The organism is Peribacillus sp. NPDC055009 (genome assembly GCF_053608705.1).
Window position 1 is genome coordinate 1 of the sequence record NZ_JBSGVZ010000027.1, and the last position, 13,457, is coordinate 13,457.

Below are 13,457 nucleotides of genomic sequence, written 5' to 3' on the forward strand. Positions count from 1 at the left end.
ACCCGTTCCCATTCCGAACACGGCAGTTAAGCTCTTCAGCGCCGATGGTAGTTGGGGGTTTCCCCCTGTGAGAGTAGGACGCCGCCAAGCCATTTCAAAAGATCAGCCATCCGGCTGGTCTTTTTTTTGCATAATGCTAAGAAAAATCATTGGATATAAAGGGATTATCAATTATGGAAACTTTTATAAAGACATACACGTAATGAAATTCTTCATCATACATTGTAAAAAGCATCCCCGGTTCTCTTAAACTATTTAAATTAATGTATGCGAACAATGGTTTTTGGGGAGAATGCAGGTATGGAGGTGGAGATGTTGGGGACAACAACAACCAAAACAACGGCAGGGGAAACATGCGCGGTTTGTGAAGAAATAAAAGGGATGGGTATACATCTATATACGACTTTTATTTGCGAGGAATGCGAAAGGGATATGATCGGGACGGATACGAACGACCCCAAGTACCAATATTACTTAAAGAAATTAAGAAAAATCACTAATCCTGAAATATTATCATGAAAAAATAGTTTGTGGAAAGTTAAAGAGTCAGAGAAAAAAGAAATGGTGTGTTTCTTTAGTCTCTGATTCTTTTTTTGGTACTTTAGAAGAATGCTTGCCAACACGCTTCAAGCTGCAACCAGACTGTTCGGGGATACATAATCGCCTTCCTATTGTCGTAATATGAGATAAAATTGAACTTATTTGATAAAATGAAAAAATACTATGACGTGAGGGAAGAGAAAAATGAATCAATCTCAGACACCATTGTTCGATGCAATGAGTGCATTTCAAAAAAAAAGCCCAATATCCCTGCATGTCCCAGGACATAAAAATGGATGGGTGTTTAGTAAAAAGGGCCAAGCTTTATATAACTCCCTGCTTGGTATTGATGCCACGGAGTTAAGTGGTTTAGATGACCTGCATGCTCCAGAGGGCGCCATTTTAAAGTCCGAGCAACTACTCGCTGACCTATATGGGGTAAAGCGGAGTTGTTTTCTCGTTAATGGGTCAACCGTAGGCAACATTGCCATGATTCTTGCTACCTGCAGGGAAGGCGATAAGGTCCTTGTCCAAAGAAACTGCCATAAATCAATTTTACATGGCTTGATGTTAGCGAATGTACAACCGATCTTTTTACAACCGGTTTATTATGAGAAATGGGGCATTGCTGGCGGTGTAAGTTCAAAATTAATTGAAGAAGCCTTGAGTGTACATCCAGATGTAAAAGCGATCATTGTTACCTATCCTAATTATTATGGTCTTGGTGAAGACTTGACGGAAATGGTAAGACTCGCACATCAAAAGGGGATTCCGGTGCTGGTGGACGAGGCACATGGCGCTCATTTTCAGTTAGGAAGCCCGTTTCCAAAGCCGGCCATATTGGCAGGGGCAGATGCCGTTGTCCATTCTGCGCATAAAACACTTCCGGCCATGACGATGGGGTCATTTCTTCATGTGAATTCATCCTTAGTTGATGTCGATCAAGTAGCCTTCTATTTACAAATGCTTCAGTCGAGCAGTCCATCTTACCCAATTATGGGATCGCTCGACTTGGCCAGGGCCTACTTAGCCGCTTTTACATCAGAAGATAAAAGTTCCCTTATTGAAAAGATATTAGATTTCAGAAGCGAATTAGGTGCCCTGGATACAGTAAGGGTGCTGGAGGCGCCACTAGGCATCGCGGCGGACCCGTTGAAAGTGGTCATTCAATCAACAAATGGTTTAAGCGGGTTTGAGTTACAGCAGCTATGTGAAGCCGAAGGCATTTTTACGGAATTGGCTGATCGTGATAATTTATTACTGATTTTACCCTTATTAAAAATGGATGCTGAATTTCCTTTTCATGAAATCGTTCAAACTATAAAAAGTGCCACTGAAGGCAGAATTGGATTCAAGGAAGAGAATCTTGGGGAAAGCTTGCCTGAACGAAGGTCAATGATAGGACTTGAAATGCCATACTCCGTCATGAAACATAGTAAATCAAAACCTGTCGCATTACACAAAGCAGTGGGTGAGGTATCTGCCGAGATGGTCATTCCTTATCCACCAGGGATCCCTTTGATTATGTCCGGGGAAATGATTACTCCTGAACATATATCCACTTTGAGAAGCCTGCTAGAACTGGGATCAAGGTTTCATGGCGGTTCCTCCCTTTCAAACGGAGAATTGATCGTTTATGAAAGCGGGCAGACTGGTTAAAATGTTATACTACAAACAAAGAACCTTGGAGGTACATCGATGAAACGTGGTATTTTTATAACAATGGAAGGGCCTGAGGGTGCCGGGAAAACAACAATTACCCAAATGCTTGGCAAGGCTCTGCAACAAGAAGGCTACCAAGTACTATTAACGCGTGAGCCAGGTGGAGTACCCATTTCGGAACAAATTAGGGAAGTGATCCTTAATAAAGATAATACAGCCATGGACGCGAGAACAGAGGCTTTATTATACGCAGCAGCAAGGCGTCAGCATTTAGTGGAAGTGGTCATTCCTGAATTGGAACGAGGGGGAATTGTCCTCTGTGACAGATTTATAGACAGCTCGTTAGCCTATCAGGGCCATGCAAGGGGTTTGGATATAGAAGAAGTTTACAATATCAATAAATTCGCAATTGGAGATATGATGCCAGATGCCACGCTCTTTTTTGATATCGACCCAGAAGAGGGATTAAGACGTATCCAGTCCAATGGGGAAAGGGAAGTGAACCGGCTGGATCTTGAAGCCCTCGACTTCCATAAAAAAGTTTGTGAGGGTTATCAATTCATTATAAATAGATGGAAAGACCGTTTCATCATCGTGGATGCAGGCCGGACAATAGATGAAGTACTTGAAGAAACGAAAGCCAGCTTGTTGGATTTTTTAGCAAAAACGGGAAACTGAATATATAGGTTTCCATATTATTCAACCAATACTATTCCAGGCAAGGACTAGTTGATATAATGGAGTTAGTAAAAATTCAGAGTAACCGGAGGATGATGAGAATGAAAATGATCATTGCTGTCGTTCAAGACAAGGATAGTCATCGCCTGCTGAATCAATTAGTGGAAAATAATTTCGGAACGACCAAGCTAGCCAGCACTGGCGGGTTTTTAAAATCAGGTAATACGACTTTTATGATTGGCACAGAGGATGAACGCGTTGACCAAGCCATTCAGATAATCAAACAGAATTGTCAGTCACGATCCCAATTAGTATCACCGGTTTCACCGATGGGCGGGAATGCCGAGTCCTATGTACCTTACCCAGTGGAGATTCAAGTAGGCGGTGCGACCATTTTTGTTCTGCCGGTTGAAAACTTTTTACAATTTTAACGGTTAGTTACAGGGAGGTTCATTATGAAAATCAACCATGATATCCCTATTAAGCTTGATAAATCGCGTCAGGATGCCAAACAGTTCCAAACTGGGAATGGAAGATTTCAACAAATGGTTCAGACACAGGATCAAAAGATGCAAATCCAAACATTAAACCGTTTGATAGGCGATATTGAAGGTGCGGGTCAGCGTTTAGTAAGGTCACGTACTTTTAGGGAATTGGCAAAATATAAAGCATTGGTGAAACGGTTTGTTAAAGAAGCGGTTGAATATGGACTGGAACTGAAACAATCTACGAGCTGGAACGAATATGGACAAAGCCGGCCGTTGAAAACCGTGGAAACGATAGATGCAAGATTAGTTGAGTTAAGCGAGGAAATTCTTAATAAAGAGAAAAGCTCGCTTGAAATATTGGAAATGATTGGCGAGATTAAAGGTTTGCTGATTAATTTATATACTTAAGTGAGTTGATGGTTTTGGATAAAACATGGCAGGACATGAGTGAAATTCAGCCGCAGGTAATGACGATGCTGCAAAATAGCATAACGAAGAACAGGGTGGCTCATGCGTATTTATTTGAAGGGGAAAAAGGGACAGGTAAGCAAGAGATAAGCATTGCCTTTGCCAAAAGCTTACTATGTGAAGCCCCGACAGCAGGTTATGAGCCATGCGAACTTTGTCGGAATTGCAAACGGATTTCAAGTGGGAATCATCCTGATGTCCATTTGATAGAAAAAGACGGTCTCTCAATAAAGAAAGAACAAATCAAGGGGCTGCAGGAAGAGTTTTCGAAAAAAAGCGTAGAGGCAGATCGAAAGGTTTATATGATTGCCGATGCGGACAAAATGTCGGTGGGGGCAGCCAACAGTCTATTGAAATTTTTAGAAGAACCTTCGGCTGATACTGTAGCAATATTGATGACCGAACAGCTTCAGAGGATTCTACCGACTATATTATCTAGGTGCCAAGTGATTTCATTCAAACCATTATCTCCGGAGAATGTGAGACGGAAGCTGATAGAACAGGAGTTAGAACCACAGCTGGCCTCGGTCATCGCACACATAACACAGAATCTGGAAGCTGGAATCGAGCTTAGCCATGATGAATGGTTTGTACAAGCTCAAAAAATAGTGGTAAAATTATATGAAGTGTTAAAAATCAATTCCTTGAAGGCATTGCTGTACCTTCAGACGGATTGGTCCACACACTTTAAAGAAAGAGAACAGGTTGACAGAGGTCTTGATTTGTTACTTCTTATATATAAGGATTTATTATACATTCAGTTGGACAAAAAGGACTTCGTTGTATTCCAAAATAAACTGAAGGAATTTGAAACTCACGCTCTTCATCTTTCCCCAAGACGCCTTGCTGAACATATGGGTTGCATTTTGGAAGCAAAAAGGAAGCTGATGTCCAACACGAATCCACAGCTGTTGATGGAACAGCTTGTGCTGAATTTGCAGGAGGGATCATGATTTGTATGATGTTGTAGGTGTCCGTTTTAAAAAGGCGGGCAAAATATACTACTTCGATCCGGGTGAATTCACTATTCCTAAGGACGATTTTGTAATAGTGGAGACTGTCCGCGGTGTTGAATTCGGTAGAGTCGTTACAGCCCGTAAACAAGTAGATGAAAACGATGTTGTCCTGCCATTGAAAAAAGTACTTAGGGTCGCTGATGCAAAAGATAAGCTGATTGTAGACGAGAACAAGGCGGCTGCAGAAGAGGCTTACTCTATATGTTGTCAAAAGGTTGTGGAGCATAAACTGGATATGAAGCTGGTTGATGTGTCATATACTTTCGACAGAAATAAAGTCGTGTTTTATTTTACAGCGGATGGTCGCGTGGATTTCCGTGATTTAGTCAAAGATTTAGCTGCCATATTCAGAACTCGCATAGAACTGCGCCAAATTGGGGTTAGGGATGAGGCAAAGATGCTTGGTGGCATCGGACCTTGTGGCAGAATGCTTTGTTGCTCCACATTTCTTGGGGATTTTGAACCGGTTTCCATCAAAATGGCGAAGGATCAGAATTTATCATTAAATCCTACAAAAATCTCAGGTTTATGCGGTCGATTGATGTGCTGTCTGAAATATGAAAATGATGAGTATGAAAGTGCGAAGGAAATGCTTCCTGATTTAGGTGAAATGATTAATACGCCTGGTGGCAAAGGCAAGGTAGTGGGGCTTAATATTCTAGAACGCGTACTTCAGATTGAACTAATCGAGCAAGAAAGAGTATTAGAGTATACTCTAGATGAGATTCTTAAAGAGGGAGCCGTTTCTATTCAAGCCACAGATTATTAAGGTGGTGGGAGAGCGTGGATAAGAAAGATATTTTTGAGTCGGTGACCAATATGGAAACCCAGATAGGCCAATTATATAAGCAGCTTGGAGAATTGAAGCAGAACTTAGCTGAAATCCTTGAGGAAAATCAGTCGATCAAGCTGGAGAACGAGCATTTGCGCCATCGGTTGGGCCTTGTGGAAGTCGAAACTGCTCCTGCTGCAGTAAAGGTCAAACAAAAAGTGAAAAACCGTACTGCAAGTGCGGACAAGGTTATGGATATCGGGGAAGGCTATGATAATTTAGCCCGTATCTATCAAGAAGGCTTTCACATTTGCAATCTGCATTTTGGCAGTTTAAGAAAAGAAGGAGATTGCTTGTTCTGTTTATCTTTTTTAAACAAGAAGTGATAATGGAATAATATAAAAGATGTTCCATCTCTTTTACGTGATAGATAGACCGTTTACAATATATAGTGATTCGGGGTCTGACGCATACTATGAGTCAGGCCCCTTTTTGTACGATAGTTATGTCGAAGCATGTACCCTATACATGCTTTTTCCATACATGATTAGGAGGGTAACAGCAATGGTGGAACTTAAAGGAGATGAGCGCCTGGATTATCTATTGGCTGAGAAATTAAGGATCATCCAGAGCCCGTCGGTGTTCTCTTTTTCATTAGATGCCGTTTTATTATCAAGGTTCGTAAATGTACCGATCCAAAAAGGGAAAATCGTAGATCTTTGCTCAGGGAATGGGGTCATACCTTTGCTGCTGAGTACAAGAACGAAAGGGCAAATTACCGGTGTTGAAATTCAAGAGCGGTTATATGATATGGCCCAGAGGAGCATGGACTATAATGGCGTATCCTCGCAGATCGAGATGATTCATGGGGATATAAAGGAAATACCAAAACAGATAGGGTATAGCAAATATGATGTAGTTACTTGCAATCCACCCTATTTCCCGACGCCATCTATCGAGGAAATTAACAAAAATGAGCATTTTGCAATTGCCCGACATGAATTAATGTGTAATCTAGAGGACGTCATGCGTGTTTCAAGTCAGTTGTTGCGTCAAGGTGGGAAAGCGGCATTCGTTCATAGACCTGGCCGTCTGATGGATATCCTCCATTTCATGAGGATGTACAGAATTGAACCGAAGCGACTGCAGTTCGTTTATCCAAAGAGTTCAAAAGAAGCGAATACGATTCTTATTGAAGGGATAAAGGACGGCAACCCTGATTTGAAGATTCTTCCTCCGCTTGTTGTATATAATGATCAAAATGAGTATAATCCGGAAATCAGAAGGATTTTATATGGAGAGGAATAAGCATTATTTTTATGTTTTAAAATGCAGGGACGGAAGCTATTATGCTGGGTATACCAATAATTTGGACCGCAGGATTGATGCTCATAATCAAGGCAGGGGTGCAAAGTATACACGTGGCCGGACCCCGGTTGAACTGATTTATCATGAAATATTCGAAACACAGACATTGGCCATGCAGGCTGAATATAAATTCAAGCAATTAACCAGAAAACAAAAGCAAAAGTGGATGGCAAAGGAGGATACATGATATGTGGCAGCAAAAGAGTTTTGAAAAAGAAGGATTGGAGCCAGCTCTATATCTGGTTCCTACACCGATAGGAAACCTTGAGGATATGAGTTTCCGGGCTTTAAGAATCTTAAAGGAAGCGGATGTCATTGCTGCTGAGGACACGCGAAATACAAAGAAATTATGCAACTACTTTGAAATTTCGACACCTATCGTCAGTTACCATGAACATAATAAGGAATATAGCGGAAAGCAGATGCTTGAGAGGCTTCGGTCTGGAGAGGTCATTGCATTGGTAAGTGATGCGGGCTTGCCGACGATATCCGATCCGGGATATGAACTGGTCAAAGAAGCCATTGCCGAACAGTTTAAAGTCATCCCGTTGCCTGGGGCAAATGCTGCATTAACTGCATTGATCGCATCTGGACTGATCCCGCAGCCCTTTTACTTTTATGGCTTTCTACAGCGGGGAGCAAAAGAAAAAAAGCAGGAGCTGGAAAAATTAAAAAAATTGGAATCGACTTGGATTGTTTATGAATCGCCACATCGATTGAAAGATACATTGAAACATATGCATGAAATTTTAGGTGACCGTCGTATAGTATTATGCCGTGAATTGACCAAGAAATTTGAAGAGTTCATTCGAGGGACTGTGAGTGAAGCATTGACATGGGCGACGGAATCCGAAATTCGCGGAGAGTTCTGTTTAATAATAGAAGGAGGGCAATGGTCGGAGGAGGAACCTGAAGAAGCTTGGTGGATGGTCCTTGACATCGTCGGTCATGTTAATCATTATATGGAAACCAAGCAATTCACTTCAAAGGACGCAATCAAGCAGGTCGCAAAAGATCGCAATATGCAAAAACGGGATGTATATCAAGCGTATCATATTGATATACAAGAATAATAAACATAAAAAAAACTTCCGAAGGTCGGAAGTTTTTTTTATATCATTTATTTAGAAGCAGTGAAGTTTTGTTGAATTTCTTGAATAAGTAATTCTGCACCTTCACGGCTAAGGATCAATTTACCATTAGCAAGTGTAAGGTTGTTATCGGAAACTTCACCTGTAACTTGGCAAGTCATGTTTGGTTTGTATTTTTTCAAGATGATGCGCTCATCATCAACATAGATTTCAAGAGCGTCTTTCTCAGCGATACCCAATGTACGACGAAGTTCGATTGGAATAACCACCCGGCCTAACTCATCAACTTTACGAACAATACCTGTAGATTTCATTTTTATAATTTCTCCTCTCAGTTACAATCTAGTACCCTATTTTCTATTTTTTTCGCCATTATTCGACAAATTTTTTTATAAATTTATAATACCAGCCATTCCCAAATTCGTCAATGATTTATTTTCATTTTTTTGTAAGAAATAGCATGGCTCATTTCGTGTAACAAAAAGGCTTTTAAAGAGAAAAAATCGGTTATGCCTTTAAAAGTAAAGAAATAGCTAGACTACAAGGAACCCCTCACTTCACCAGATTTCGACAAAGTGTGCATATAAAACATACTTCATCATTATATGTTTAATATAATTTAGTTTCAAAACAAAAGTTCTGAATTAAGGATAATTTTCTGAAAAACTTTACGAATATGTGAGTTGTTGCACAAAAAAAGAAATTTAGGTATATTTTGTTGAGGTAAGAGGTAATGCTGTCATAAGGGTAGTCACGTCCAGATCACTTATTTTTAAATATAATTTTTTAATTCTATTAACACGATGATTAGATTAGTGATTATTGTCGCATATAGCGTTAAAATAGAGATAATAACTTAAATATATTCTTATGGCTTGGGTCAATCCTTTAGCCGGTTTTTCAAAAGATGAGGAGGGAACGTAGTGCAAGATAAATTAAAAACATTCTATATCACGACACCCATATATTATCCGAGTGGTAATTTACATATAGGGCACGCGTATACGACAGTTGCAGGGGATGCCATGGCTCGTTATAAAAGGATGCGTGGCTTCGATGTCATGTATTTAACAGGCACTGATGAACATGGTCAAAAAATCCAGCGTAAAGCGGCTGAGGAAGGAATCACTCCACAGCAATATGTAGATAATATCGTATCAGGGATTAAAGAGCTCTGGGAAAAGCTTGATATTTCATATGATGATTTCATCAGGACGACGGAAGATCGCCATAAAGAGGTTGTAGCCAAGATATTCAAAAGGCTATTGGACCAGGGTGATATATATTTGGACCAATATGAAGGGCTATATTGTACACCTTGCGAATCTTTCTTCACGGAACGTCAGGTGGAAGAAAGCAATGGAAACTGTCCTGATTGCGGCAGGCCTGTTGAGAAGGTGAAAGAGGAATCTTACTTCTTTAAGATGAGTAAATATGCGGATCGGTTACTGGAGTTTTATGAGGAAAATCCGGATTTCATTCAACCGGAATCCCGCAAAAATGAAATGATCAATAACTTCATCAAGCCTGGATTGGAAGATCTGGCCGTTTCACGTACTACTTTCGATTGGGGCATCAAGGTGCCGGGAGATCCAAAGCATGTTATTTATGTCTGGATAGATGCTTTGACCAATTATATAACGGCATTAGGGTACGGAACGGATAATGATTCTAAATACTTGAATTATTGGCCGGCCGATGTACATCTGGTCGGAAAGGAAATTGTGCGTTTCCATACGATCTATTGGCCGATCATGTTAATGGCTCTTGATGTGCCGCTTCCAAAGAAAGTCTTTGCCCACGGATGGCTTCTCATGAAAGATGGTAAAATGTCCAAATCAAAAGGAAATGTAGTGGATCCCGTTACATTGATTGATCGTTACGGTTTGGATTCTTTACGCTACTATTTATTGCGTGAAGTTCCATTTGGTTCCGATGGAGTATTTACACCGGAAGGGTTTGTTGAACGGATCAATTTTGACCTGGCAAATGATTTAGGGAATTTATTAAACCGAACAGTTGCAATGGTCAATAAGTATTTTGATGGTGTAATTCCAAATTACGATGGATCCAATGGTGAATTCGAAAAGGCTTTGCTTGAAATGAACCAAGAAACGGTAGGCAAGTATGAGGAAGCAATGGAAAACATGGAATTTTCAGTTGCACTAACATCCATTTGGCAATTAGTGAGCAGAACTAACAAATTCATCGATGAAACCCAGCCATGGACTCTTGCTAAAGATGAATCAAGGAAAGCGGACCTTGCTAGTGTCATGGTTCATTTGGCGGAATCATTACGCAGGACGGCAATCCTTTTGAAACCGTTCTTGACGCAAACACCGGAAAAAATCTTTGCTCAGCTTAGCATCAAAGATGATGTGTTGAAATCCTGGGACAGTTTAGCGGAGTTCGGTCAAATTCCTGCTGAAACAAAAGTTTTGAAGGGAGATCCGATCTTCCCTCGTTTGGATATGGAAGAGGAAGTTTTATATATTAAAGAACAAATGCAGGGCGATGCACCTAAGGCCGAGGAAAAAGTGGAAGTGGAGATTCCCGAGGTTGATGAAATCACTATTGATGACTTTACAAAAGTGGAGCTTCGTGTTGCTCAGGTCATGGAAGTTGAACCAGTAAAGAAGGCGGATAAGCTTCTTAAACTTCAGCTTGATTTGGGCTATGAGAAACGGCAAGTCGTTTCAGGCATTGCACAGCATTATAAACCCGAAGATTTAGTGGGCAAAAAGGTGATATGCGTAACGAATTTGAAACCTGTTAAACTTCGTGGCGAGCTATCGCAAGGAATGATTTTGGCGGGAAGCCAAGATGGTGTACTCTCAGTCGCTACAATAGATTCATCGATTCCAAATGGTTCAAAGGTGAAATAAACCGATGAAAACATAAAGGTGTTTCATATGAAACATTTTTATGTTTTTTTCTTTATGCTTTTGGAAAAAGTACTTTTATACAGGTTTTGTTTTTAGTGCTGGATTATTAGTTGGGCATATAAGGTCCTTTGTAATCTGTTTGTTACCTAAATGTGAAACATAAAACTTTCATTTTTTTATAAAATAGTGGTAGAAAGGAAGAAAAATAATGTTATTTGATACACATGTACATGTTAATGCGGAACAATTCAACGAGGATCTCGAAGAAGTAATAGAAAGAGCTAAGGAAGCAGGAGTCAATAATATGGTTGTCGTTGGTTTTGACCGGCCTACTATTATAAGGGCAATGGAATTGATAGAAGCTTATGATTTCATGTATGCCGCAATCGGCTGGCATCCTGTCGATGCTATAGATATGACAGAAGAGGACTTACAATGGATCGAGGAATTATCCAACCATCCAAAGGTTGTGGCCATTGGTGAGATGGGCCTGGATTATCATTGGGATAAATCACCGAAAGATGTTCAAATGGAGGTATTCAGGAAGCAAATCCGTCTGGCAAAAAAGGTTGGGCTGCCCATTATCATCCATAATCGGGAAGCGACCGCGGATATCGTGAACATACTCAAGGAAGAAGAGGCATCAAGGGTTGGAGGCATCATGCATTGCTTTAGCGGAAGTGCGGAAACGGCTTTGGAATGCATTAATATGAATTTTTATATTTCATTGGGTGGCCCTGTGACCTTCAAGAATGCAAAAAAACCAAAGGAAGTGGCAGCGGCCGTACCTTTAGACCGTTTACTGATAGAGACCGATTGTCCATATTTGGCTCCCCATCCTTATAGGGGGAAGCGTAATGAACCTTCGTATGTGAAGCTTGTTGCTGAACAAATTGCACAAATCAAACAACTTACAATCGAGGAAGTTTCCCAGGTGACAACAGAAAATGCCAAGAAATTATTCGGCATTAACTGACATTTTATTTTACAATATCTCTTGGGGTTCGCTAGCTAAAATCGTATTATTTTAAAGTTTCTACAAATCTCGCTCCATCTATAGGCTTATTATGTCGAGAAGTCGCCCTTTCCTTTTCAATATGGAATATGCATAATAGGTAGTAATTTCCTGAATGAGAAGTGAATGGGTTGACAGCTTGATAACTAAGTCTATATAATCACCGGGAGGAAGGAGGAGTTTTTCATTCTATTAAAAACTATGAAAAACCTTATTCCCAAACCTTTTGGGAAGAAGAGAATGGCAATTGCCATTTGCAGTGCTATTCTTGTTTCTACAGCATTGGGAATACTAATATATCAAGGTACAAAGGATACAGTAACAATCATGTTAGACGGAAAAAAAGAGGTAGTGCGTACACACGCGGCTACTGTAAATGATATGTTGGAAGATTTAGAGATTACCGTTCAAGCCGCAGACTATGTCCATCCATCAAGAGCCACGAAGGTTGATGATGATTTAGAGGTGGTTTGGAAGCCTGCACAAAAAATCGTCATGGTACAGGATGGTAAGACGGAGGAAGTCTGGTCCACTGCCGAAACGGTAGATGATCTTTTAAAAGATCAAGATCTTAGTGTGAAGGAACAGGATAAGATCACCCCTTCAAAAAATACGAAGCTGAAAGCGAATATGGAAGTTGCCATAGACAAAGCCTTTTCACTGAAATTAGTGGTAGGTGGAAACGAAAAGCAGGTATGGTCAACTTCGACTACTGTCGCTGACTTTTTAAAGCAACAAGGAGTAAAACTCAATGATTTGGATCGAGTTGAGCCAGAATTAACCGAAAAAGTTGAAGCTGAGAATACGGTAAACGTAGTTCGAATTGAAAAAGTCACCGATGTAGTGGAAGAACCAGTTGACTTTGCTGTCATAACAAAAAAAGATGACTCTTTATCAAAAGGGAAAGAGAAAATTGTCAAAGAAGGAAAAGACGGACTCATTTCCAAGAAATATGAAGTTGTTAAGGAAAATGGCAAAGAGGTCAAAAGAGAATTACTTTCAGAAAGAGTAGTTAATAAAAAGCAGGATAAAGTTGTAACGGTCGGAACTCGAACGACAGTTGCCCAGGCATCACGCGGAGTAACTAACGTTAGTTCTTCAAGTGGAAAAGAAATATACGTATCATCAACAGCTTATACTGCCAGTTGTAAGGGCTGTTCCGGTGTCACGTCTACAGGCGTAGATCTTAAGAGTAATCCGGGTGCAAAGATCATTGCTGTCGATCCAAGCGTGATTCCTTTGGGGTCGAAAGTATATGTAGATGGATACGGCTATGCTGTAGCTGCTGACAAAGGCGGAGCAATAAAGGGAAATAGGATTGATGTCTTCTTTTCCTCGAAAAATGATGCCTATCGTTGGGGTGTAAAGAGAGTAAAGGTTCGTGTATTGGACTAATAAGGTTTCTCTCGCAGGAGATGAATTCGTCTCCTGTTTTTTGCGTTTTATTTTCCACTTGTTGAAAAACCCTATGTAA

The 13,457-nt window shown here is 40.4% G+C and carries 15 protein-coding genes and 1 rRNA gene; 15 read left to right on the forward strand and 1 reads right to left on the reverse strand.

Features of this window, described 5'->3' with window-relative positions; all coding sequences use genetic code 11:
• The 12 genes from rrf to rsmI all read left to right on the forward strand — a co-directional run.
• Positions 1 to 90 (forward strand): 5S ribosomal RNA (gene rrf, locus ACWF5P_RS24940); the annotation flags it as partial.
• A gap of 210 nt (positions 91 to 300) precedes the next feature.
• Positions 301 to 519 (forward strand): sigma factor G inhibitor Gin, encoded by a 219-nt coding sequence (locus ACWF5P_RS24945; protein ID WP_101225890.1) that lies wholly within the window; start codon positions 301 to 303, stop codon positions 517 to 519.
• Between the two features lie 225 nt (positions 520 to 744).
• Positions 745 to 2,199 (forward strand): aminotransferase class I/II-fold pyridoxal phosphate-dependent enzyme, encoded by a 1,455-nt coding sequence (locus ACWF5P_RS24950; RefSeq protein WP_452445421.1) that lies wholly within the window; start codon positions 745 to 747, stop codon positions 2,197 to 2,199.
• A gap of 39 nt (positions 2,200 to 2,238) precedes the next feature.
• Positions 2,239 to 2,880, forward strand: a complete 642-nt coding sequence (gene tmk / locus ACWF5P_RS24955; protein WP_230178754.1) for a dTMP kinase — start codon at positions 2,239 to 2,241, stop codon at positions 2,878 to 2,880.
• Positions 2,881 to 2,981: 101 nt separating this feature from the next.
• Positions 2,982 to 3,311 (forward strand): cyclic-di-AMP receptor, encoded by a 330-nt coding sequence (locus ACWF5P_RS24960; RefSeq protein WP_034316369.1) that lies wholly within the window; start codon positions 2,982 to 2,984, stop codon positions 3,309 to 3,311.
• 24 nt (positions 3,312 to 3,335) lie between these two features.
• Positions 3,336 to 3,776, forward strand: a complete 441-nt coding sequence (locus ACWF5P_RS24965) for a YaaR family protein (protein WP_350300832.1) — start codon at positions 3,336 to 3,338, stop codon at positions 3,774 to 3,776.
• A 14-nt stretch (positions 3,777 to 3,790) separates the two neighbouring features.
• Positions 3,791 to 4,789: a DNA polymerase III subunit delta' gene (holB, locus tag ACWF5P_RS24970; protein ID WP_101225933.1), complete on the forward strand. Its 999-nt coding sequence runs from the start codon at positions 3,791 to 3,793 to the stop codon at positions 4,787 to 4,789.
• 1 nt (position 4,790) lies between these two features.
• Positions 4,791 to 5,621 (forward strand): PSP1 domain-containing protein, encoded by an 831-nt coding sequence (locus tag ACWF5P_RS24975; RefSeq protein WP_101225894.1) that lies wholly within the window; start codon positions 4,791 to 4,793, stop codon positions 5,619 to 5,621.
• A 50-nt stretch (positions 5,622 to 5,671) separates the two neighbouring features.
• Positions 5,672 to 6,010, forward strand: coding sequence for a DNA replication initiation control protein YabA (gene yabA, locus ACWF5P_RS24980; protein ID WP_397315131.1), 339 nt, complete (start codon positions 5,672 to 5,674; stop codon positions 6,008 to 6,010).
• Between the two features lie 178 nt (positions 6,011 to 6,188).
• Positions 6,189 to 6,932, forward strand: a complete 744-nt coding sequence (locus ACWF5P_RS24985; protein WP_101225896.1) for a tRNA1(Val) (adenine(37)-N6)-methyltransferase — start codon at positions 6,189 to 6,191, stop codon at positions 6,930 to 6,932.
• Positions 6,919 to 7,179, forward strand: a complete 261-nt coding sequence (locus tag ACWF5P_RS24990) for a GIY-YIG nuclease family protein (protein WP_101225897.1) — start codon at positions 6,919 to 6,921, stop codon at positions 7,177 to 7,179. The genes ACWF5P_RS24985 and ACWF5P_RS24990 overlap by 14 nt, the downstream gene beginning before the upstream one ends.
• 1 nt (position 7,180) lies before the next feature.
• Positions 7,181 to 8,065 carry a 16S rRNA (cytidine(1402)-2'-O)-methyltransferase gene (rsmI, locus tag ACWF5P_RS24995; RefSeq protein ID WP_101225898.1) on the forward strand — a complete coding sequence of 295 codons (885 nt, stop codon included), beginning with the start codon at positions 7,181 to 7,183 and terminating at the stop codon, positions 8,063 to 8,065.
• Positions 8,066 to 8,112: 47 nt separating this feature from the next.
• Here the strand turns inward: rsmI and ACWF5P_RS25000 are convergent, their stop codons facing one another.
• Positions 8,113 to 8,397 (reverse strand): AbrB/MazE/SpoVT family DNA-binding domain-containing protein, encoded by a 285-nt coding sequence (locus tag ACWF5P_RS25000; RefSeq protein WP_048689982.1) that lies wholly within the window; start codon positions 8,395 to 8,397, stop codon positions 8,113 to 8,115.
• Between the two features lie 609 nt (positions 8,398 to 9,006).
• Between ACWF5P_RS25000 and metG the strand changes: the two genes are divergently transcribed.
• The 3 genes from metG to ACWF5P_RS25015 all read left to right on the forward strand — a co-directional run bounded on the left by metG (position 9,007) and on the right by ACWF5P_RS25015 (position 13,378).
• Positions 9,007 to 10,968, forward strand: coding sequence for a methionine--tRNA ligase (gene metG / locus ACWF5P_RS25005; protein WP_101225899.1), 1,962 nt, complete (start codon positions 9,007 to 9,009; stop codon positions 10,966 to 10,968).
• Between the two features lie 208 nt (positions 10,969 to 11,176).
• Positions 11,177 to 11,944, forward strand: coding sequence for a TatD family hydrolase (locus ACWF5P_RS25010; RefSeq protein WP_434168239.1), 768 nt, complete (start codon positions 11,177 to 11,179; stop codon positions 11,942 to 11,944).
• Positions 11,945 to 12,223: 279 nt separating this feature from the next.
• Positions 12,224 to 13,378 (forward strand): ubiquitin-like domain-containing protein, encoded by a 1,155-nt coding sequence (locus tag ACWF5P_RS25015; RefSeq protein ID WP_434168240.1) that lies wholly within the window; start codon positions 12,224 to 12,226, stop codon positions 13,376 to 13,378.
• The last annotated feature ends 79 nt before the right edge of the window (positions 13,379 to 13,457 follow it).

Bases quoted from the DNA above. Each gene is read 5' to 3' on its own strand.
- ACWF5P_RS24945 (WP_101225890.1), top strand. From the start codon at position 301: ATGGAGGTGGAGATGTTGGGGACAACAACAACCAAAACAACGGCAGGG.
- ACWF5P_RS24950 (WP_452445421.1), top strand. From the start codon at position 745: ATGAATCAATCTCAGACACCATTGTTCGATGCAATGAGTGCATTTCAA.
- tmk (WP_230178754.1), top strand. From the start codon at position 2,239: ATGAAACGTGGTATTTTTATAACAATGGAAGGGCCTGAGGGTGCCGGG.
- ACWF5P_RS24960 (WP_034316369.1), top strand. From the start codon at position 2,982: ATGAAAATGATCATTGCTGTCGTTCAAGACAAGGATAGTCATCGCCTG.
- ACWF5P_RS24965 (WP_350300832.1), top strand. From the start codon at position 3,336: ATGAAAATCAACCATGATATCCCTATTAAGCTTGATAAATCGCGTCAG.
- yabA (WP_397315131.1), top strand. From the start codon at position 5,672: ATGGAAACCCAGATAGGCCAATTATATAAGCAGCTTGGAGAATTGAAG.
- ACWF5P_RS24985 (WP_101225896.1), top strand. From the start codon at position 6,189: ATGGTGGAACTTAAAGGAGATGAGCGCCTGGATTATCTATTGGCTGAG.
- ACWF5P_RS24990 (WP_101225897.1), top strand. From the start codon at position 6,919: ATGGAGAGGAATAAGCATTATTTTTATGTTTTAAAATGCAGGGACGGA.
- rsmI (WP_101225898.1), top strand. From the start codon at position 7,181: ATGTGGCAGCAAAAGAGTTTTGAAAAAGAAGGATTGGAGCCAGCTCTA.
- ACWF5P_RS25000 (WP_048689982.1), bottom strand. From the start codon at position 8,397: ATGAAATCTACAGGTATTGTTCGTAAAGTTGATGAGTTAGGCCGGGTG.
- ACWF5P_RS25010 (WP_434168239.1), top strand. From the start codon at position 11,177: ATGTTATTTGATACACATGTACATGTTAATGCGGAACAATTCAACGAG.
- ACWF5P_RS25015 (WP_434168240.1), top strand. From the start codon at position 12,224: ATGGCAATTGCCATTTGCAGTGCTATTCTTGTTTCTACAGCATTGGGA.